18 protein-coding genes and 2 pseudogenes are annotated in these 19,344 nt (G+C 67.1%); 11 read left to right on the top strand and 9 right to left on the bottom strand.

Annotated elements, in window-relative coordinates:
• Positions 1-5 precede the first annotated feature (5 nt).
• On the top strand, positions 6-1,487 hold the full coding sequence (locus GO592_RS01660; RefSeq protein WP_007297558.1) for an SDR family oxidoreductase: 1,482 nt from the start codon (positions 6-8) through the stop codon (positions 1,485-1,487).
• On the opposite strand, the gene GO592_RS01655 is transcribed toward GO592_RS01660, so the two are convergent.
• The gene (locus tag GO592_RS01655) at positions 1,466-2,068 is read right to left on the bottom strand and encodes a lipocalin family protein (protein WP_007297557.1); all 603 of its coding nucleotides are present in this window, start codon (positions 2,066-2,068) and stop codon (positions 1,466-1,468) included. The two genes, GO592_RS01660 and GO592_RS01655, sit on opposite strands and share 22 nt — an antisense overlap.
• 194 nt (positions 2,069-2,262) lie before the next feature.
• Between GO592_RS01655 and GO592_RS01650 the strand changes: the two genes are divergently transcribed.
• The 9 genes from GO592_RS01650 (at position 2,263) to GO592_RS01610 (ending at position 10,708) form a co-directional block, all read left to right on the top strand.
• A complete protein-coding gene (locus GO592_RS01650; RefSeq protein WP_005259097.1) occupies positions 2,263-2,928 on the top strand; it encodes a fasciclin domain-containing protein in 666 nt (221 codons plus the stop codon).
• Positions 2,929-3,100: 172 nt separating this feature from the next.
• On the top strand, positions 3,101-3,748 hold the full coding sequence (locus tag GO592_RS01645; RefSeq protein WP_007297556.1) for an alpha/beta hydrolase family protein: 648 nt from the start codon (positions 3,101-3,103) through the stop codon (positions 3,746-3,748).
• On the top strand, positions 3,741-5,081 hold the full coding sequence (locus GO592_RS01640) for an NAD(P)/FAD-dependent oxidoreductase (RefSeq protein ID WP_039951341.1): 1,341 nt from the start codon (positions 3,741-3,743) through the stop codon (positions 5,079-5,081). The genes GO592_RS01645 and GO592_RS01640 overlap by 8 nt, the downstream gene beginning before the upstream one ends.
• On the top strand, positions 5,078-5,818 hold the full coding sequence (locus GO592_RS01635) for a DUF1365 domain-containing protein (protein WP_039951340.1): 741 nt from the start codon (positions 5,078-5,080) through the stop codon (positions 5,816-5,818). The genes GO592_RS01640 and GO592_RS01635 overlap by 4 nt, the downstream gene beginning before the upstream one ends.
• A complete protein-coding gene (locus GO592_RS01630; protein ID WP_007297553.1) occupies positions 5,815-7,197 on the top strand; it encodes a class I SAM-dependent methyltransferase in 1,383 nt (460 codons plus the stop codon). Before GO592_RS01635 ends, GO592_RS01630 begins: the two co-directional genes overlap by 4 nt.
• The gene (locus tag GO592_RS01625) at positions 7,194-8,504 is read left to right on the top strand and encodes a class I SAM-dependent methyltransferase (RefSeq protein ID WP_007297552.1); all 1,311 of its coding nucleotides are present in this window, start codon (positions 7,194-7,196) and stop codon (positions 8,502-8,504) included. Before GO592_RS01630 ends, GO592_RS01625 begins: the two co-directional genes overlap by 4 nt.
• Positions 8,501-9,301 carry a DUF1295 domain-containing protein gene (locus GO592_RS01620; protein WP_007297551.1) on the top strand — a complete coding sequence of 267 codons (801 nt, stop codon included), beginning with the start codon at positions 8,501-8,503 and terminating at the stop codon, positions 9,299-9,301. The genes GO592_RS01625 and GO592_RS01620 overlap by 4 nt, the downstream gene beginning before the upstream one ends.
• A gap of 98 nt (positions 9,302-9,399) precedes the next feature.
• Positions 9,400-9,978, top strand: a complete 579-nt coding sequence (locus GO592_RS01615; protein WP_005259110.1) for a sigma-70 family RNA polymerase sigma factor — start codon at positions 9,400-9,402, stop codon at positions 9,976-9,978.
• Positions 9,971-10,708, top strand: a complete 738-nt coding sequence (locus GO592_RS01610; RefSeq protein WP_007297550.1) for an anti-sigma factor — start codon at positions 9,971-9,973, stop codon at positions 10,706-10,708. Before GO592_RS01615 ends, GO592_RS01610 begins: the two co-directional genes overlap by 8 nt.
• A 58-nt stretch (positions 10,709-10,766) precedes the next feature.
• Here the strand turns inward: GO592_RS01610 and GO592_RS01605 are convergent, their stop codons facing one another.
• From GO592_RS01605 to dctA, 8 genes and pseudogenes are all read right to left on the bottom strand, one after another.
• Positions 10,767-12,950: a malate synthase G gene (locus GO592_RS01605; RefSeq protein ID WP_202715095.1), complete on the bottom strand. Its 2,184-nt coding sequence runs from the start codon at positions 12,948-12,950 to the stop codon at positions 10,767-10,769.
• A gap of 135 nt (positions 12,951-13,085) precedes the next feature.
• Positions 13,086-13,316, bottom strand: a pseudogene (locus GO592_RS01600) (pyruvate kinase alpha/beta domain-containing protein); the annotation flags it as partial.
• Positions 13,295-13,885 (bottom strand): annotated as a pseudogene (locus GO592_RS01595) (thiamine pyrophosphate-binding protein); the annotation flags it as partial. The pseudogenes GO592_RS01595 and GO592_RS01600, both read right to left, overlap by 22 nt.
• A 36-nt stretch (positions 13,886-13,921) precedes the next feature.
• Positions 13,922-14,806, bottom strand: a complete 885-nt coding sequence (locus GO592_RS01590) for a 2-hydroxy-3-oxopropionate reductase (RefSeq protein WP_202715094.1) — start codon at positions 14,804-14,806, stop codon at positions 13,922-13,924.
• Positions 14,807-14,839: 33 nt separating this feature from the next.
• On the bottom strand, positions 14,840-15,661 hold the full coding sequence (locus GO592_RS01585) for a hydroxypyruvate isomerase family protein (protein WP_007301537.1): 822 nt from the start codon (positions 15,659-15,661) through the stop codon (positions 14,840-14,842).
• A 26-nt stretch (positions 15,662-15,687) separates the two neighbouring features.
• Complete coding sequence (locus tag GO592_RS01580) at positions 15,688-16,095, bottom strand: allophanate hydrolase-related protein (RefSeq protein ID WP_007301538.1); 408 nt, start codon at positions 16,093-16,095, stop codon at positions 15,688-15,690.
• Positions 16,096-16,099: 4 nt separating this feature from the next.
• Positions 16,100-16,882, bottom strand: coding sequence for an MTAP family purine nucleoside phosphorylase (locus GO592_RS01575; RefSeq protein ID WP_007301539.1), 783 nt, complete (start codon positions 16,880-16,882; stop codon positions 16,100-16,102).
• The gene (gene dctA, locus GO592_RS01570; protein WP_007301540.1) at positions 16,875-18,308 is read right to left on the bottom strand and encodes a C4-dicarboxylate transporter DctA; all 1,434 of its coding nucleotides are present in this window, start codon (positions 18,306-18,308) and stop codon (positions 16,875-16,877) included. Before dctA ends, GO592_RS01575 begins: the two co-directional genes overlap by 8 nt.
• Positions 18,309-18,521: 213 nt before the next feature.
• Between dctA and GO592_RS01565 the strand changes: the two genes are divergently transcribed.
• Positions 18,522-19,292, top strand: a complete 771-nt coding sequence (locus GO592_RS01565) for an IclR family transcriptional regulator (protein WP_005260937.1) — start codon at positions 18,522-18,524, stop codon at positions 19,290-19,292.
• Positions 19,293-19,344: the final 52 nt, after the last annotated feature.

The following is a 19,344-nucleotide window of genomic DNA, read 5'->3' as shown; positions in this document are numbered from 1 at the left end:
TGGGAATGACGCAGTTACGTGTACTGGTCACCGGTGCCACCGGATACATCGGCGGACGCCTCGCCCCCAGGCTTTCGCAAGCCGGCTACCGGGTGCGGGTGCTGGTGCGTTCACCCGAGAAACTGACCGACGTTCCGTGGGCGTCCGACGTCGAGATCGTCCGCGGCGACCTGAGCGATCCCGAATCCCTTTCTGCCGCTTTCACGGACGTCGACGTCGTCTACTACCTCGTGCATTCGATGGGCGGTTCGGAGGAGTTCGAGGAGGCCGAACGCGTCAGCGCCGAGAACGTGGCCGAGTCGGCCCGCACGTCCGGTGTCGGCCGGATCGTCTACCTCGGCGGACTGCATCCCGACTCGGTGGACCTCTCGCCGCACCTGCGCTCCCGCACACAGGTGGGGCAGATCCTCGTCGACTCCGGTGTTCCCACAATGGTTCTGCAGGCCGGGGTTGTCATCGGCTCCGGTTCGGCGTCGTTCGAGATGATCCGCCACCTCACCAACCGGCTCCCCGTGATGACCACCCCGCGGTGGGTGAACAACCGGATCCAGCCGATCGCGGTCCGCGACGTGCTGCACTACCTCGTCGCCGCGGCCGAGGCGCCGTTGCCGCGCAGCCGCACCTTCGACATCGGTGGCCCCGACGTCATCCGCTACGGCGAGATGATGCAGACGTACGCCGAGGTCGCGGGCCTGCGTCAGCGTCGCATCCTCGTCCTCCCGGTGCTGACCCCGAAGCTCGCCGGTCTGTGGATCGGTCTGGTCACCCCGATCCCCCGCTCCCTCGGGCGGGCACTGATCGAATCACTCCACAACGATGCCGTCGCCACCGAGCACGACATCGACGACGTCATCCCACCGCCGAAGGCGGGCCTGACGACGTACCGGGACGCCGTGCGATTGGCATTGCGGCGCATCGACAACGGCGAGGTGGAGACGACCTGGGCCAGTGCGTCCCCGGTCGGCGCCCCGTCCGATCCGTTGCCGTCCGACCCGGATTGGGCCGGTGAGGTCGTCTACACCGACGAACGCACCAGGGACTGCGAAGCGGACGCCGGTACGCTGTGGAGCGTCGTCGAGAGCATCGGCGGCGAGAACGGCTGGTACTCGTTCCCACTCGCGTGGTCGGTGCGCGGCTGGCTCGACCGCGTGGTCGGCGGTGTCGGACTCACCCGCGGACGCCGGAACCCGAAGCAGCTCAACACCGGTGACCCCTTGGATTTCTGGCGGGTCGAACACATCGACCGGGGGTCTCTGCTACGGCTGCGCGCCGAGATGCGGGCACCGGGCGGGGCGTGGCTCGAATGGCGAGTCCACAGTGTGGATTCCGACCGGTCCCGACTCGATCAACGAGCCATCTTCTTCCCGAAAGGCCTCGCCGGACGGCTGTACTGGTACTCCATCATGCCGTTCCACGGAATCATCTTCAAAGGCATGATGGAGAACATCACCGGCTCGGCTGCCCGTCAGACCGTGCAGAGCGGCTGAATTCCTTCTCGGCCACCGGTGGTCGGGGACGTCAGCAGCAGGCACGAGTTGTAGCCACGCGATTCCACCACCTGCCGGATCTGCTTCCATCCCGCGTCGTCGACCGCCGGGTTGCGGGAGAGGACGAAACCCGAAGCCCGTGTCGGGTCACCGACGAGCGCCCACGAGTAATCCTCGGCGATGTAGGTGACCACATAGTTGGTGGGTCCGTCCGGTGAACTCTGGAACGGAACGTCCGGGAAACTCACGTGGAGTTGCGCATTGGTGATCGGATCGGTGACACGCGCGTTGCCGTTGATTCCGTTCGTCCCTCCCGCCCAGGTGGTGCACGAGTTGGCGACGCTGACGTTCGACGGGTCGACGAGCCCGTACGTCGCCCTGGTGTCCCGCGCACAGTCCAGGTTGAACGGCTGTGGCACAGCGGCCAACTGATACCACGTACCGAGGTACCTCTGGACGTCGAGAGACGGGACGGGTGCGAGCGCACCGGGCTGAGCCTGTGCCGGGCTCGCCGCCAGCACCACGGCCGCAGCCGCGGTCAGCAGTCCTGCGGCGAATCCACGTACCTTCGAGCGTGACATCTCGGGTCCTTTCACGATAAAACGGGCAGCCGGAACAGAGGGCCTGTCCAGCACCCTCTCTCAGGGCATTCGACGCCCCTCCCGGATCGGATGGGTCGATCCGAGAAAACCTTCGGCCCATCCGATCGGGAGACCGCTCCGAATGCCTGTCGATGGTGCTCATCCGCACCCACACCGGAGAGAGGCAATAACCCATGAACATCACCACACGAGTTCTGGCAGTCGCAGCGAGCACATCCCTCGTCCTGCTGGGCGCAGCGTGTTCGTCGGACGACAGCGACTCGTCGAGCAGCGGCTCGGCCTCGGAGGCAATGACGTCCGAGTCGATGTCGTCCGGTTCGATGACCTCGTCCGCGATGGCCGATCCCGCCGCCAACCTGGTCGGTCCGGGCTGCGCCGAGTACGCGAAGACGGTGCCGGACGGTGCCGGTTCGGTCAGTGGCATGGCGCAGGATCCGGTCGCGACGGCCGCGTCCAATAACCCACTGCTCACCACCCTCACCGCCGCCATATCCGGTCAGCTCAACCCGCAGGTCAACCTGGTGGACACGCTGAACAGCGGACAGTTCACGGTGTTCGCGCCGGTGGACGCCGCGTTCGCGAAGGTCGACCCGGCCACCATCGAGACCCTCAAGACCGACCCGGCGCTGCTCACCAAGGTCCTGACCTACCACGTCGTCCCCGGTCAGATCGCGCCGAGTGACATCGACGGCCAGCACACGACCGTCGAGGGTGGCACGGTCACCGTCACCGGTTCGGGCGACGATCTGAAGGTCAACGACGCCGGCGTCATCTGCGGTGGCGTCCAGACCGCCAACGCCACCGTGTACCTGATCGACTCCGTCCTGATGCCCCAGTAAGCACGCTCGGTCTCACAGTTCTCCGCGCCCGGCGGCATCGGTCCCACACCGATGCCGCCGGGTTCTCGCTGCGCTTACGTGAGTGCCACGGTGTGCTCGGGCACGCTTCGCCACTCACGTGAGCGGGTGCGGGTCCGCCCATCCGACACAAAGCCAGCTCCGAATAATTGATATGGAGAAGGGCTCACCCACCGCCCCGGCGTACGTACTCGTGCTGCCCGGCGGCAAACCACGCAGTCAGGCACCCTCGCGGTTCTGGCACTTGTCGAATCTGCGCATGACCTGGATGGCCTGGTCTCTGAGGTGCACGCTCGGCCGGCACGGAATCGTCGTGGAGCGGCTGCAATACCGGGTCCGCGGATGGAACGCCCCCGAGGCCAGCCCGGTGCACGACGCCCGGGTTGCCGTCGAGCGGGCCCGGCTGCGGTTCGGGGACGTCCCCGTCGCCGTCGTCGGACATTCGATGGGCGGCCGCGTCGCCGCTCACCTCGCTGCGCTCGACAACGTACGGGCGATCGCCGCGCTCGCACCCTGGTGGCCCGAGTCCGACGGCGAACTGGTGCCTGCCGACCGCAGCCTGATGGTCGCGCACGGAACCGCCGACCGTTGGACGGATCCCACCTCTTCCCGGGTCCAGACCGAGCGGGTGCTGGCTCGCGGGGTGAACGCCTCGTGGACTCCCCTGCCGGGAGCCGGACACTTCATGCTCACCCGGCCTCGCTGGTGGCATCGCATCACCGCCGATTTCGTTCTCGACGCCTTCACTGCGGAAGATGTCGTCGCCGCACCGACAGACCGGAAAGCAGGTCGCCATGCATGATTCGGAGAAGCTCGAACGCAGGAACGTCGCGGTGATCGGCAGCGGCGTCGCAGGGTTGACCGCCGCCTACGTTCTGTCCCGCCACGACCGCGTCACCCTCTACGAGGCCGACGCCCGTCTCGGCGGTCACGCCCACACCCACCACCTGGCACTCGACTCGGGCGCAGAAGTGGACGTCGACACGGGCTTCATCGTGCACAACGACCGCACCTACCCCACCCTGCTGCGCCTGTTCGCCGAACTCGACGTGGCCACCCAGGATTCGGACATGTCGATGTCGATCCGATCCGATGTTAGCGGGCTCGAATACGCAGGCGCGAAGGGGATCCGCGGGCTGTTCCCCACCACGGGCACCCTGGCCCGGCCGCGGTACTGGCGGATGCTCGGCGAGATTCTTCGATTCCACCGCTGCGCCCGTGCCGTGCTCGACACCCCGGCCGACGAGGCCGGCGCGCAGGAACCGCTGGGCGAGTTCCTGAGCCGCAATGGTTTCAGCCCCTACTTCGTCGAGAATTTCATGACACCGCTCGTCGCGGCGGTGTGGTCGTGCGATCCCACGACGGCGGCGCATTATCCGGCTCGCTACCTGTTCACGTTCCTCGAGCACCACGGAATGCTCACCGTCTTCGGGTCACCCACGTGGCGCACCGTGACCGGTGGCTCCGCCCGCTACGTCGAGAAGGTGGCGGCACACCTCGACGAGATACTTCTCGACACCCCCGTGCAGCAGGTGGAACGCACCCCGGACGGCGGTGCGTGCGTCGTCGACGGCCGCGGCGACGTCCGGTACTTCGACGCCGTGGTGGTCGCCGTTCACCCCCGTCAGGCGCTCGCCATGCTCGGCGATGCCTCGAACCTGGAGACCGAGATCCTCGGTGACATGCCGTATTCGGTGAACCACGCCCAGCTGCACACCGACGAGTCGCTGCTCCCCCGCGCGGAGAACGCCCGGGCCTCCTGGAACTACCTGACGCCCGCCGACAGCACGGACGCGACGGGCGTCATCGTCACCTACGACATGACCCGGCTCATGCGCCTGGACACGGTGCGCGACCGGCGGTTCCTCGTCACACTCGGTGGCAAGCACCTCGTCGACCCGTCGAAGGTCGTCGCCGAGATGACGTACGAACACCCCGTCTACACCCCCGATTCCGTGGCCGCGCAGTCGCGGTTGCGCGAACTCGGTTCCTGTACTTTCGCTTTCGCGGGCGCCTACCACGGCTGGGGGTTCCACGAGGACGGGGCGCTCTCGGGTTTGCGCGCCGCCGAACGGATCGGCGGATCGTGGGATACGCACGCCGGGCGACACCGCGAACGGGAGACGGTGTCGTGACCGCGCCGGCGATCTACTCGACGACGATCCGGCACGCACGCACCGAACCCGTCCGCAACAGTTTCGAGTATTCGAGCTACAGCTGGTACGTCGACGTCGACGACCTTCCGCGCCTACCCGGGTGGCTCGGTCCGTTCGCCCGCTTCCGCGCCGAGGACCACTTCGAACCGGGCTCCGGTGCCGGCGCGGACACGCTGCGCGCGAGGGTGGATGCGTTCCTCGCCACACACGGAGTCGACCTCCGCGGCGGGACGGTGACGGCGCTCCTCAACGCGCGGGTGCTCGGCTACGTGTTCAACCCGCTCAGCGTGTACTGGTGCCACGACGTCGACGGCAGCCTCCGCTGCGTGATCGCCGAGGTGCACAACACCTATGGTCAGCGGCACAGCTACCTGATCCGGCCCGACGGCAGCGACCGCGCCGAGGTGGACAAGCAGTTCTACGTCTCCCCGTTCAACGACGTGAGCGGACGTTACGAGATGCGGTTCCCCGAGCCGGGCGACAGGCTCTCGCTGAACGTGGTGCTCCACCGGGACGGGCACGCCCCGTTCACCGCGACGGTGCGGGGAACGCGGCGGCCCGCCACCCGCCGGACGGTCCTGAGGACTCAACTACGCACTCCCCTGGCACCTCTCGTGGTGTCGGCTCGCATTCGTATCCAGGGAATCACTTTGTGGGCCCGTGGACTCCCCGTCACGGCTCGGCCCGACGGCCGGCAGAAGGAGACAGTTCAGTGAGAAGGAACAAGGACACCGACATGGACGCATCGCCTGCCGTGAGTACCGCCGACCTCGAGTTCACCGGGGAGGATCCGCGAATCGACAACCGGATCTGGCCTGGCCTGGCCGACGTGCCGACCGGTCCGCGTGCCTCGATGTCGGCGAAGGTCGCCGACCGCCTGTTCCGCCGCGCGGCCGCCGACCTCGACGTCCGCATCGAGTACCCCGACGGCACTCTGGTGGGGGCACGCCGGGAGCAGGAAATCCTGCCGCGCATGATTATCCGCAACCCGGATGCGTTCGCCCGGCGGGTCGGGACGAGCGGCCTCATCGGTTTCGGCGAGTCGTACATGGCCGGTGATTGGACGTCGCCGGATCTCGCCGCAGTGCTGAGCGTGTTCGCCTCACGGATGGCGACCCTCATTCCCCACCCGCTGCAACGGTTGCGCGCACTCTATGTCGCCAAACACCCCGCCCAGGAACGCAACACCGAGCAGAACACCCGCTCCAACATCTCCCGGCACTACGACCTGTCCAACGAGATGTTCGAGACATTTCTCGACGAGACGCTGACGTACTCGAGTGCACTGTTCTCGACGACCCCGACCCGCGTGGGGCAGGTCCGGGACGTGACGGTCCTGCGGGCACCCGTCCCACAGATCACCCCGAAGTGGGAGGACTTCGCGGACGCGCAGCGCCGCAAGATCGATCGGCTGCTCGACGAGGCCGGTGTCGGTGCGGGAACCAGGCTGCTCGAGGTCGGGACGGGCTGGGGAGAGCTGTGCATCCGGGCGGCGGAACGCGGCGCCGTGGTCCGCTCGGTGACGCTGTCCAGCGAACAGCAGAGCCTGGCCCGCCTGCGCGTCGCCGAGGCCGGCCACTCGGAGACCGTGCAGATCGACCTGCTCGACTACCGCAACGTCGACGGCGAGTACGACGCCATCGTGTCGGTCGAGATGATCGAGGCCGTCGGACATCAGTACTGGGCCACCTACTTCCGGGTGCTCGACAAACTCCTGGCTCCGGGCGGAAAGGTTGCGCTGCAGGCGATCACCATGCCGCACGATCGGATGCTGCAGACCCGCAACACCTACACCTGGGTGCACAAGTACATCTTCCCGGGCGGATTCCTCCCGTCGACCGAGGCGATCGAATCCGTCACCGCCGAACACACCGCGTTGCGGGTGCGGGAACGCCTGAGCATGGGACAGCACTACGCGGAGACGCTCCGGCTGTGGAAGGAGCGGTTCGCCGCGCACAGCTCGCAGGCGGAGGAACTCGGATTCGACGAGACGTTCCGGCGTATGTGGCATTTCTACCTCTGCTACTCGGAGGCCGGGTTCCGCTCCGGCTACATCGACGTCCAGCAGCTCGTCCTCGACAAGACGGGAGCATGACCGTGACCGTTGCCGCCGAACTCGACAAGGCGTTGCGTCCGCTCGTCCGCGGCGAACTGCCCGTGCATCTGACCGCGTGGGACGGCAGCAGCGCAGGCCCGGTCACGGCGCCGAGGGTGGTGTTGCGCAGTCCCGACGCCCTGCGCCGATTGCTCTGGAACCCCGGCGAACTCGGAGCGGCGCAGGCCTACGTGACGGGTGAGATCGACGTCGAGGGCGACCTGGGCGAGGCGCTGGCACACGTGTGGGCGGTGGCCCGCGAGCGGGGGCTCAACGGAGTCCGGCCGAGCCCGATGACGGTCGCGAAGGTGCTGCGCGTCGCCGCGAAGCTGGGGGTCGTGGGCGGGCCGCTCCCCACACCCGCCACACAGGCGAACATCCGCGGACGGCTGCACAGTCTGCTGCGCGACCGCGCCGCGATCAGTCACCACTACGATCTCTCCAACGATTTCTACGCTCTGATCCTGGACCCGCAGATGGCCTACTCGTGCGCCTATTTCACCCGGAATGCGCCGGGAACACCGCAGGATTCGGACTACGGACTCGAGGACGCCCAGCGGGACAAGCTCGACCTGGTGTGCCGCAAGATCGGACTCGAACCCGGCATGCGGCTGCTCGACGTCGGATGCGGCTGGGGATCGCTGAGCCTGCACGCCGCAGCCGAGTACGGTGCACACGTCGTCGGTGTCACCATCTCTCGTGAGCAGAAGGCGTTCATCGACAAGCGGATCGCCGAGCGCGGGTTGCAGGACCGCGTCGAGATCCGTCTGCAGGATTACCGCGAGGTCCCCGACGGCCCGTTCGACGCCGTCGCCTCCCTCGAGATGGGTGAGCACGTGGGCGAGAAGAACTACGCCCGGTACGCGCAGGCCCTCTACGACAACGCGAAGCCCGGTGCGCGGGTCCTGATCCAGCAGATGTCCCGCACCGGACGCCATCCCGGCGGCGGCCCGTTCATCGAGTCGTTCATAGCTCCCGACATGACCATGCGTCCCGTCGGCGAGAGCGTCGCGTACCTCGAACGAGCCGGGCTCGAGGTGCGCGACGTGCATGGTCTCCGTGAGCATTACGTCTGGACCGTCGACGCGTGGCTGGAGAAGTTCGAGTCCCGCTGGGACGACGTCGTCGAGATGGTCGGGCTCGAGATGGCCCGGGTGTGGCGGCTGTACCTCGTCGGCGGCGGGATGAGCTTCGAGCAGGGCCGCATGGGCGTCGATCAGATCCTGGCCGTGAAGCCGACCGCGGCGGGTCGATCTCTCATGCCTGCCGTGCGGGTCGACTCCGCGGGATCCGGCGTGCTCCGATGAACGGATTCGACTGGTCGGACTTCGGCACCGTCACCGCGGCGAGCGTTCTCGTGCTCGCCGTCCTCCAGGCCGCGACGTTCCTCGTCGGCCGGCGGATCGGACGCTACAACGTCGTCGACGTGTCCTGGGGCCTCGGTTTCGTCCTGGTGGCGCTCGTGGCCGCCGTCATCGGCGACGGCGACACACTGCGCCGCTGGCTGGTGGTGGTGCTCGTCGCCGTGTGGGGTCTGCGACTGACCTGGCACATGTACGCCAAGTCCGCAGGCAAGGGCGAGGACCCGCGCTACGTGGAGATGCTCGACCGGGCGGGCGGCGACTCGCCCGGTGTCGTCGTCAGGAAGATCTTTCTCACCCAGGGCCTCGCGCAGTGGTTCGTGTCGCTGCCGCTGCAGGTGTCGGCCGTCCTCGGTCCCGCATCCGGGCTCGGCGCGGTCGTCGGGGTGCTCGGCGTCCTCCTGTGGGTGGTGGGTGTCGTGTTCGAATCGGTCGGCGACCACCAGTTGAAGGCGTTCAAGGCGGACCCGTCCAACAAGGGCGAGATCATGGACGTCGGCCTGTGGGCGTGGACGCGGCACCCGAACTACTTCGGCGATTCCTGTGTGTGGTGGGGACTGTGGCTCATCGCGGCGAGCGTGTGGCCCGGAGCTCTCACTGTGCTGTCTCCGGTGGTCATGACGTATTTCCTGGTGTTCGCGACCGGCGCGAAGCTGCTCGAGAAGTCGATGTCGCAGCGACCCGGCTACCCCGAATACCAGCAGCGCACCAGCTATTTCCTTCCCTTGCCGCCGAAGCGGTGAGTGCCATGCCGGCATCGCTCGCTCCCCCTCGAGCCCCATCGTGGTCACACCGGCCGCAACCTGCTATTAGGCTGTGGATCGATGAACGGAATGGGCCGATGACCGGCGTCGACAGGGACACGGAGAACGTGACGCTGACGGCGTTGCTGGCGCGTATCGCACAGGGCGAGCGGGATGCCTTCAGCGACTTCTACGAACGCACCAGCGCGCGCGTGTACGGGATGGTGCTGCGGGTCCTGCGCGATCCCGGATACAGCGAGGAAACCACCCAAGAGGTGTACCTGCAGGTCTGGAACAACGCGGAGAAATTCGATCCGAAGCAGGGGTCGCCGCTGTCGTGGCTGATTACCCTCGCCCATCGTCGTGCCGTCGACCGGGTGCGGTCCGAGCAGTCCGGCACCGAACGGGAAGCCGCCTACGGCGCCTCGAGTTGGTACGGACCGTTCGACGCGGTGTCGGAGGAAGTCACCCGACGCGGCGACACCAGCGACGTCGTCGACTGCCTCGGCACGCTCACAGAAGTCCAGCAGAGAACGGTGGTCCTCGCCTATTACGGAGGGCTGACGTACCGAGAGGTGTCGGAACGGCTGTCCGTGGCGCTTCCCACGGTGAAATCACGAATTCGAGACGGATTGATCAGGCTCAAGCAATGTCTGGGGGTGCAGTTCGATGGATGAGTCCCAGCACGACATCCTCGACCTCGCTCAGGTGTACGCCCTCGACGCCGTCGACGATCAGCAGCGCCTCGAGATCGACACCGCGGTCCAGAGTGCACCGTCCCACGTTCGCCTCGAATTCGACACCACCGTCCGCGGTGTGCACGAGACGATGGCCGCCCAGTCGGCGTCCACCGCGGTCGAGCCGCCCGCTCACCTGCTCGGGCGAATCCTCGATGCGTTGCCCGGCACTGCCGCTGCGCCCGCACCGATAGCGCTGGACGAGGTTCGTGCGCGCAAGCGCAGGCGTCTCGTGGCGGCGTTGAGTGCGGCGGCCGCGGTCGTCGTCCTCGCCGTGGGTGGCATCACCGTCGCTCAGCAGTTGCAGAGCGAGGACGGCCAACCCGTGCCCGCGCAGATCCTCGCGGCCGACGACGTCCGCACTGCGGTGGCACCGATCGCCGGTGGCGGTTCGGCCACCGTCGTGTACTCCAAGGACGTCGACGCCGGAGTGCTGGTGATGAACGACGTCCCGCCGCCCGCACCGGGTTCGGTGTATCAGATGTGGCTGCTCGGACCGTCGCACGAGCCGGTGTCCGCCGGAATCATGGAAGCCGATGACGTGTCACCGTCGACCACCGCGGTCGTGAACGACATCGACCAGTCCACGGAACTCGGACTCAGTGTGGAACCGCCCGGCGGTTCCACCCAGCCGACCGGCGACATCTTCGCGACGGTGAACCTCGCCTGACACGTGAGTGGCGAAGCGTGCCGGGGCACGCTTCGCCACTCACGTGCGGGGAACCGGGTCAGGCGTTGGCTGCTTTGTATTCGCGGCGGCGGCGGTGCAGGATCGGTTCGGTGTAGCCGGAGGGCTGGGTGGTGCCGTCGAGGATGAGTTCCTTCGCGGCCTGGAAGGCGATGTTGGTGTCGAAGTCCGGGGCCAGCGGCCGGTAGGTGGGATCGCCCTGGTTCTGCCGGTCCACCACGGGGGCCATCCGCTGCAACGATTGCACGACCTGGTCGGCGGTGACCACACCGTGCCGGATCCAGTTCGCCAGCAACTGCGACGAGATGCGGAGGGTGGCGCGGTCCTCCATCAGGGCGACGTCGTGGATGTCGGGGACCTTGGAGCAGCCGACGCCGGCGACGATCCAGCGGACCACGTACCCGAGGATGGACTGGCAGTTGTTGTCGAGTTCTTCCTGCTTCTCCGCCTCGGACCAGTCGGTGTCGGGGGCGAGGGGGATGGTGAGAATCTCGTCGAGGGTGGCCCGCCGGGCGCCCTTGAGCCGGTTCTGGACGGCGACGACGTCGACCTGGTGGTAGTGGGTGGCGTGCAGGGTGGCCCCGGTCGGGGACGGCACCCACGCGGTGTTCGCGCCGGCCTTGGGGTGGCCGATCTTCTGCTCGAGCATCTCGGCCATCAGCTCGGTCATCGCCCACATGCCCTTGCCGATCTGCGCCCGCCCCTGCAACCCGCAGGCCAGCCCGACGTCGACGTTCCAGTCCTCGTAGGCGGTGATCCAGGTCTGCTTCTTCATCTCGGCCTTGCGGATCATCGGCCCGGCCTCCATCGAGGTGTGGATCTCGTCGCCGGTGCGGTCGAGGAATCCGGTGTTGATGAACACCACCCGCTCACTGGCTTCCTTGATGCAGGCGGCGAGGTTGACGGTGGTGCGGCGTTCCTCGTCCATGATGCCGACCTTGAGGGTGTTGGCGGGCAGCCCGAGGACCTGCTCGACGCGGCCGAACAGTTCGGTGGTGAACGCGACCTCGTCGGGGCCGTGCTGTTTGGGTTTGACGATGTAGATCGACCCGGTGCGGGAGTTGTCCAACGGCCCCGTCGCCTCGGACCGGGACAGCCCGTGGACCGCGCACAGGGAGGTGATCAGGGCGTCGAGGATGCCCTCCGGGATTTCGGTGCCGTCGCCGTGCAGGATCGCCGGGGTGGTCATCAAATGCCCGACGTTGCGGACGAACAGCAGCGACCGCCCGTGCAGGGTGAGCTCGGACCCGTCCGGGGCGGTGTAGACCCGGTCCGGGTTCAGCCGGCGGGTGAACGCCGTGCCGCCCTTGGTCATCTCCTCGGTCAGGTCCCCGCGGTTGAGGCCGAGCCAGTTGCGGTAGCCGATCACCTTGTCGTCGGCGTCGACGGCGGCGACGGAGTCCTCGAAGTCCATGATGGTGGTGACCGCGGATTCGAGCACCACATCCTTGACGCCCGCCGCGTCGGTGGACCCGATCGGGGAGGTCGGGTCGATCTGGATTTCCGCGTGCAACCCGTGGTTGCGCAGCAGCACACTGGTCGGGGCGTCCGGGGCGCCGAGGTAGCCGACGAACTTGCCCGGCTCGGCGAGGCCGGTGATGGTGCCGTCGGCGAGCTGCACGGTCAGGGCGGTGCCGTCGACGGTGTAGGCGGCGGCGTCGGCGTGCGACCCGGTCGCGAGGGGGGCGGCGGTGTCGAGGAAGGTGCGGGCCCAGGCGATGACCCGGTCGCCGCGGACCTTGTTGTAGGAGCTGCCCGCCTCCGCGCCGCCGTCGTCGGGGATGGCGTTGGTGCCGTACAGGGCGTCGTACAACGACCCCCACCTCGCGTTGGAGGCGTTCAGCGCGAAGCGGGCGTTGAGGACCGGGACCACCAGCTGCGGGCCGGCGGTGGCGGTGATCTCGGTGTCCACGTTCGCCGTCGACACCTCGAACGGGGCCGGTTCGGGCACCAGATACCCGATCTCGGTCAGGAACGCCTTGTACTCGGCCGGGTCGATCACGGCACCGGCCCGGTCGCGGTGCCAGGCATCGATCCGGGCCTGCAGGTCGTCGCGGGTGGACAGCAGCGCCTTGTTCTTCGGCGCCAGATCGTCGATCACCTTCGCCGCACCCGACCAGAACCCGTCGACGTCCACCCCGGTCCCCGGCAGCGCCTCCTCGTTCACGAAGTCGTAGAGCACCTTCGCGACCTGCAGACCGCCGACCTCAACACGCTCAGTCATGAAATGACTCACCTTCCGCACTTGGCAAAACTTCCACGATGCGAAAACACAGTTTCGTATCTTGACATCAAGAAAACCGTGTCCATCGAGTTCTGTCAATAGCGGACGGGCGTACGGTTACAGCGTCACATCCGATCAGTGGTCGTCCTCGCCGATCCTGTGGACGTGGATCAGGTTGGTCGAGCCGACGGTGCCCGGAGGTGATCCCGCGACGATGACGACGAGGTCGCCCCGCCGGTATCGGCCCAGGCCGAGGAGCGCGTGGTCGACCTGATGGATCATCTGGTCGGTCGACTCGACGGGGTCGACGAGGAACGTCTCGGTCCCCCACGTCAGCGCGAGCTGAGCGCGCACCGCCGGGAGCGGCGGGTCGCCGCCGGCTTGTACACGGGCAGCGGCTGGTAGGTGTCCGGGTCGAACTCGATCTCCGCCAGTTGCACGTCGATCGGCAGGTCGAGGAGAACCGGTCCGGGCCTGCCGGACCGCATCAGGTGAAATGCCTGCGCGAACGCACCCGGAACCTGGGCGGGCTCGAGCACCGTCATCGCCATCTTCGTGACCGGACCCGCGATCGCGGCGATGTCGACGGCCTGGAAGTCTTCCTTGTGCAGGCGCGCGACCGGGGCCTGCCCGGTGATCGCGAGGATCGGGATCGAGTCCGCCATCGCCGAGTACAGGCCGGTGATCATGTCGGTCCCGGCCGGCCCGGACGTCCCGATGCAGATACCGATGTTTCCGGCCTTGGCCCGGGTGAATCCCTCGGCCATGTGGGATGCGGCCTCGACGTGGCGGGCGAGGACGTGCTTGATCCCACCGTGGTCACGCATTGCTGCGTAGAACGGGTTGATCGCCGCACCGGGGAGGCCGAAGGCCTGGGTGGCACCTTCGAGTTCCAGAATCTTGACCGCTGCATCAGCGGCGCGCATACGAGGCATATCAGTTCTCCATCGAGGATTACGAGTTGAGGCGGGTCACTGGGAGGGGCGGCCGGACAGCCGCTCCACTCCGCGCAGCAGGCCCGAATGATCCAGGCCACCATCACCGTTCGCACGGGCGGAGGCCATCAGCTGGGCGAGGACCGCGCCGAGGGGTATCACGACGCCTGCCTCACGGGCAGCGCTGGTCACGATGCCGAGGTCCTTGTGGTGCAGGTCGATGCGGAATCCGGGTTCGAACGACCGGTCCAGCATCTTCTGCGCCTTCTGGTTCAGGACGGCCGATCCGGCAAGCCCGCCGCCGAGTACCTCCACCGCGGCCGCGGTGTCGACACCGTAGGCCTCGAGGAAGATGATCGCCTCCGCGAGCAGCTGGATGTTGCCGGCGACGATCAGCTGGTTCGCTGCCTTCACCGTCTGCCCGGATCCGTTCGGGCCCACGTGGACCACCGTCTTCCCGACGACGTCGAGGATCGGGCGGGCCGACTCGAAGTCTTCCGGGGCGCCGCCGACCATGATCGACAGTGCGGCGTTGACCGCACCGGCCTCGCCACCCGATACCGGGGCGTCGATCAGCCGGAATCCACGCTCGGCCGCCTGCGCGGCGAGTGCGGTGGTGACGTCGGGCCGGATGCTGGAGAAGTCGATGATCAGCGCGCCTGCCGGGGCGTGCTCGAAGACTCCGTCCTCACCGGCGAGTACGGCCTGCACCTCGGGCGAGTCGGGGACCATCACGGCCACGACGTCGGCGCCGGCGACGGCCTTGGCGATGGAGTCCGCTGCGGTGCCGCCGGCCTCGACCAGTGCCGCGGTGCGCTCGGGCGAGCGGTTGTATCCGACCACCCGGTGGCCGGCCTTGGCGAGATGAACGGCCATGGGGCTACCCATGATTCCGAGTCCGATGAATGCGATAGTGCTCACGAGTCTCCTCGATTCCGTCGAAAGTGGTGTGTGTCAGTGGGCGGCGCGGGACGCGCGCTGTTCGCGGGGCAACCAGTCGAAGGTGTCCGGCCGGGTGGACTTGTATTCGAGCCCGACGTATCCGCGGTAGCCGTGTCCGGCGAGCCTCTTCAGGTAGCCGTCGATGTCGAGCGTTCCGGTGCCGGGTTCTCCGCGTCCCGGAACATCCGCGATCTGGACGTGCCCGATGCGATCGGCGTACGCGTCGATCGCGGCGCCGACGTCGTCGCCGTTGACCTCGAGGTGGTAGAGGTCCGCGAGGAGCCGGAGCGAGTCGACACCGTGCTCGGCCTTCACCCGGTCGATCACGGCGATCGCCTCGGCCGCGCTCTTCAGCGGGTACGCCGGCGTGCCGCTGACCGGTTCGACGAGCACGACCGCACCGATGCGGTCCGCCGCCTTGCCCGCCTGGGCGAGGTTCTCGGCGGCCGTGTCGTCCTGAATCTTCGGATCCGTGCCGTCGATACGATTACCATACAGGGCGTTGAAAGCTTTGGTGCCCAGTCGTTCTCCGATTCCGACGGTGATGTCGATGTTGTCGCGGAACGCCGAGACCTGCGCCGGGTCGGACAGCAGTCCGCGGTCACCCGCCGGCATGTTGCCCGCCGCGAAGTTCAACCCGGTGAGCTGCACTCCGACGTTCTCGATCGCGGCCACGAACGCGTCGACGTCGCTGTCCCGCGGTACGGCGGTGTCGAAGGGCCACCAGAATTCGACGGCGTCGAATCCGGCGTCGCGGGCAGCCTGCGGGCGCTGCAGGAGTGGCACGTCAGTGAGCAGGATCGAGCAGTTCAGGGTGTAGGCCAAGGTATCCATCGGTTGTTCTTTCACTTTCGGGGTGTTCAGGAGACGGTGGTGTTGTCGGGCTCGGGCAGGCCGCGATAGCGTCGCCAGCCGCCGTGATCGGTGATCTCGGTGAGCTCGTCGGCTCTGCTCCCGAGGAGGCCCGGCCGCAGACCTACCGCCAGAACCGAACGGTCGTCGGACAGTTCGGTCACGGTGAGCTCGAGTTCCTCGGTCTCCTCGGGGAGTAAGTCGGTGCGAATGTCGCCGATCGGCACGTCGTAGAGCTCGCCCTCGATCGAGGCTCCCCCGGCCTCCGCCAGCAGTAGCGCAGGGAATTCATCACGTACGGAGAAGAATCGGTACTTCGGTGCGGTCCGGACCGTGCCGAGGAACGTGTGCGCGGACACGTTGTGATGCAGGTTTCCGCCGCGCATCGCTCCACCGTTGCAGAACAATTCGGCCATCGTGTCAGCTCCTTCTTCCGTGGGCAGGTGACGCCGGTTCGGGCGTGCCTGCCAGTTCGATCGCTACCTGAAGCAGCGCTTGGCGTAGTCGTTTGGTGTTGGCGTCGAGTCCTTCACGCACCAGGTCCTGGGTGACCGGCCACGGGGTGTCGCTGATGACGTCGTGATCGGTGACCAGGGCGATGCAGGTGTAGGACATGCCCAGTTCGCGGGCCAGCGCAACCTCCGGGTACGGGGTCATGCTGATCAGGTCCCATCCTTGGGCCGCGTACCAGCGTGATTCGGCGCGGGTCGAGTATCGGGGACCGCGGATCGCCACCATCACGCCGCCGTCGTTGACCACCCATCCGCTCCTGCGGAGCGTCGAGACCGCCGCCTGGCGTCCGCGGACGCAGAACGGCTCCGCGAAGGACACGTGGACGTCGTCGTCGTGGAAGGTGTCGTCGGTGCGGCAGGTGCGGTCGACGAGCTGGTCGGGCACGACGACCGAGCCGACGCCGATCGCCGGTCGCAGCGAGCCGGACGGGGTGGGCGCGAGGATCGTGCGCACGCCCAGGCTGTGCAAGGCCCAGATGTTCGCGCGAGCATTGATGCGGTGGGGCGGGACGTCGCGGTGCCGTCCGGTGCGGGTCAGGTAGGCGAGCCGGCGGCCCCCTGACGACCCGAGGACGATGCTGTCCGACGTCGGACCGTACGGGGTGTCGACCCGAACCTGCCCGGCGTCGTCGAGGAGTCCGTAGTATCCCCAGGTGCCGAGCACTGCGACGGTGGGCTGGGTGTCAGGCATGGTGGTTCACCGTTCCTTCCGAGGCCCCGTTCGTGGTCAGCGCTTCGCGCCTCTCGATCGCCGGCCGTGCCGGGCCGTCCTGGAGGTGTTCGTGCCCCGGGTGCGGGTGGATGGTGACGTCGTCCGGGTCGTCGGGCGTGACCTTCCCGTCGAGAACCGCTCGCATCTTGTCCTTGTCGAGCATGCCCTCCCAGTTCGCGACCACGAACGTGGCGAGGCAGTTACCGAGCAGGTTCGTGAATACGCGCATGGAGTCCATGAGCCGGTCGGCGCCGAGCAGCAACGCGACGGCGGCCACGGGGAACGCGCCGATCGCGGCAGCGGTCGCGGACAGGGCGACGAAGGCCGACCCCGGCACACCCGCCATACCTTTGGAGCTGAGAATGAGGATGCCCATGATCGCGAGCTGCTCGCCGAAGCCGAGGTCCACCCCGACCGCCTGCGCCAGGAACATCATCGCCAGCGACAGGTAGATCGCGGCTCCGTCGAGGTTGAACGAGTAGCCGGTAGGGATCACCAGACCGACGACGGCGCGGTCGCATCCCGCGTTGTCCAACTTCTTGATGATGCGGGGCATGACCGCCTCGGACGATCCGGTGCGCAGGGCGAGCATGAATTCTTCGCGGCAGCACTTGATGAACTTCCACGCGTTCACTCCGGTGATCAGCTTGACCACGATCGACAGGACGACGATGAAGACCACTGCAGCGCCGTAGCACGCCAGGATGAGTACTCCGAAGGATTTGAGGGAGCCGGCACCGTAATTGCCGACGGTGAATGCCATCGCACCGAACGCACCGAGAGGCGCCAGGTACATGATGTAGCCGACGATGCGGAAGATGACGTGCAGCGTCTGGTCGATCACATCCATCAGGATCGGCGGAGCCGATTCACTGAAGGACGCCAGCGCGACGCCGAACAGGATCGCGAACAGCAGCACCTGCAGCAGGTTGTTCTGTGCGAACGCATCGAACACGCTGGTCGGGATGATATGCATGACGAACTCGACGCCACCCGGCAGGTGGCCGCCCTGCGTCTTCTCGTCCAGGGCGCTGGTGTCCAGCGTGGCCGGGTCGATGTTGAGCCCGCTACCCGGCTTGACGAAGTTTCCGACGAGCAGGCCGAGCCCGAGCGCAAAGGTCGTCGCGGCCGTGAACCAGAGCAGCGCCTTTCCGCCGATCTTTCCGAGCGCTTTCATGCTGCCGACCTTGGCGATGCCGGTGACGATCACCAGGAAGATCAGCGGGGACACGACCATTTTGATCAGCTTGATGAAGCCCTCACCCAGCGGCGCCAGGTGATGGGAGAACTCCGGAAACAGGATTCCGGTGGCGATGCCCAGGGCAATTCCGATCAGGACCTGGACGAAAAGTGATCTGTACCAACGCTGCTTTGTGGGTTTCGCAGCGATTTCGACTTCAGACACGGGGCCCTCCCTCGGGGCTTAATGTTTTCCATATCATGGAAGTCGTATTTCGTATCTCGATATAGTGAACGCCGTTACACCGAGGTTTGTCAACCGATGTAGCGAAGGAATCGTCGCGATCCGCCGCGCCCGCGCTATCGTCATACGGAGCGCCCTTTCCGTCTGACGGAAAGAATGTGGAGGCTCTCGGGCAGTCAGAGGATGGAGACAGACATGACGAACGGTCAGAGTCCGGCCGGCGGCGTGCAGTCGGTCGAGCGCGCATTCGACATACTCGAGATCATGGCGAGCGCCGGCGGGTCCATCGGGGTCAGCGAACTCGCCGACCTGGCCGGACTCCCCCTCCCGACCATCCACCGGCTCATCCGCACACTGATGAACCGCGGATACGTGCGGCAGCTACCGACCCGGCGGTACGCGCTCGGGCCCAAGCTCATTCGCCTCGGCGAGAGCGCCACCCAGCTGATCGGCGCCTGGTCACGGCCGCACCTGTCCGAACTGGTGCGAGGCACCGGCGAGACCGCGAACATGGCCGTCCTCGACGGCACCATGGCCGTCTACGTCGCACAGGTGCCGTCCGAGCACGCGATGCGCATGTTCACCGAGGTCGGCCGACGCGTCTACCCGCACTGCACCGGCGTCGGCAAGGCCATCCTCATGCAACTCTCGAATGACGCCGTGCGCTCACTGGTCGGCCGGACCGGCATGACGACGTACACCGAGAACTCCCTGACCGACCCCGACATGCTGATCGCCGATCTCGAATTGAGCAGAAACCGCGGGTTCGCGATCGACGAGGGCGAGCAGGAGATCGGCGTCCGCTGTTTCTCGGTGCCGGTGCCGAACGCTCCGACCCCCACTGCCATCTCCGTCTCCGGCCCCGCGGCCCGGGTCACCCTCGAGTCGGCCGACCACATCGTGCCGCTGCTCAAGCGCGTGGCAAAGGAACTCGGCACCGAGTTCGACAAGAACGCCGCGCTCTGAAGCCGGACGGCCCATCAACAAAGGTTGACGGATCCGGATCATCAACTTAAGT

This window comes from Rhodococcus sp. 21391 (assembly GCF_016772255.1).
GTDB classification, from domain to species: domain Bacteria; phylum Actinomycetota; class Actinomycetes; order Mycobacteriales; family Mycobacteriaceae; genus Rhodococcus_F; species Rhodococcus_F opacus.
Note: the sequence above shows the minus strand (reverse complement) of the source record. Positions and strands in the feature narration are given on the sequence as shown.

Coding starts and splice junctions, on each gene's coding strand:
- GO592_RS01615 (WP_005259110.1), top strand. CDS start 9,400: ATGACCGGCGTCGACAGGGACACGGAGAACGTGACGCTGACGGCGTTG.
- GO592_RS01565 (WP_005260937.1), top strand. CDS start 18,522: ATGACGAACGGTCAGAGTCCGGCCGGCGGCGTGCAGTCGGTCGAGCGC.
- GO592_RS01620 (WP_007297551.1), top strand. CDS start 8,501: ATGAACGGATTCGACTGGTCGGACTTCGGCACCGTCACCGCGGCGAGC.
- GO592_RS01585 (WP_007301537.1), bottom strand. CDS start 15,661: ATGGATACCTTGGCCTACACCCTGAACTGCTCGATCCTGCTCACTGAC.
- GO592_RS01625 (WP_007297552.1), top strand. CDS start 7,194: ATGACCGTGACCGTTGCCGCCGAACTCGACAAGGCGTTGCGTCCGCTC.
- GO592_RS01640 (WP_039951341.1), top strand. CDS start 3,741: ATGCATGATTCGGAGAAGCTCGAACGCAGGAACGTCGCGGTGATCGGC.
- GO592_RS01610 (WP_007297550.1), top strand. CDS start 9,971: ATGGATGAGTCCCAGCACGACATCCTCGACCTCGCTCAGGTGTACGCC.
- GO592_RS01645 (WP_007297556.1), top strand. CDS start 3,101: ATGGAGAAGGGCTCACCCACCGCCCCGGCGTACGTACTCGTGCTGCCC.
- GO592_RS01650 (WP_005259097.1), top strand. CDS start 2,263: ATGAACATCACCACACGAGTTCTGGCAGTCGCAGCGAGCACATCCCTC.
- GO592_RS01575 (WP_007301539.1), bottom strand. CDS start 16,882: ATGCCTGACACCCAGCCCACCGTCGCAGTGCTCGGCACCTGGGGATAC.
- GO592_RS01660 (WP_007297558.1), top strand. CDS start 6: ATGACGCAGTTACGTGTACTGGTCACCGGTGCCACCGGATACATCGGC.
- GO592_RS01655 (WP_007297557.1), bottom strand. CDS start 2,068: ATGTCACGCTCGAAGGTACGTGGATTCGCCGCAGGACTGCTGACCGCG.
- GO592_RS01605 (WP_202715095.1), bottom strand. CDS start 12,950: ATGACTGAGCGTGTTGAGGTCGGCGGTCTGCAGGTCGCGAAGGTGCTC.
- GO592_RS01580 (WP_007301538.1), bottom strand. CDS start 16,095: ATGGCCGAATTGTTCTGCAACGGTGGAGCGATGCGCGGCGGAAACCTG.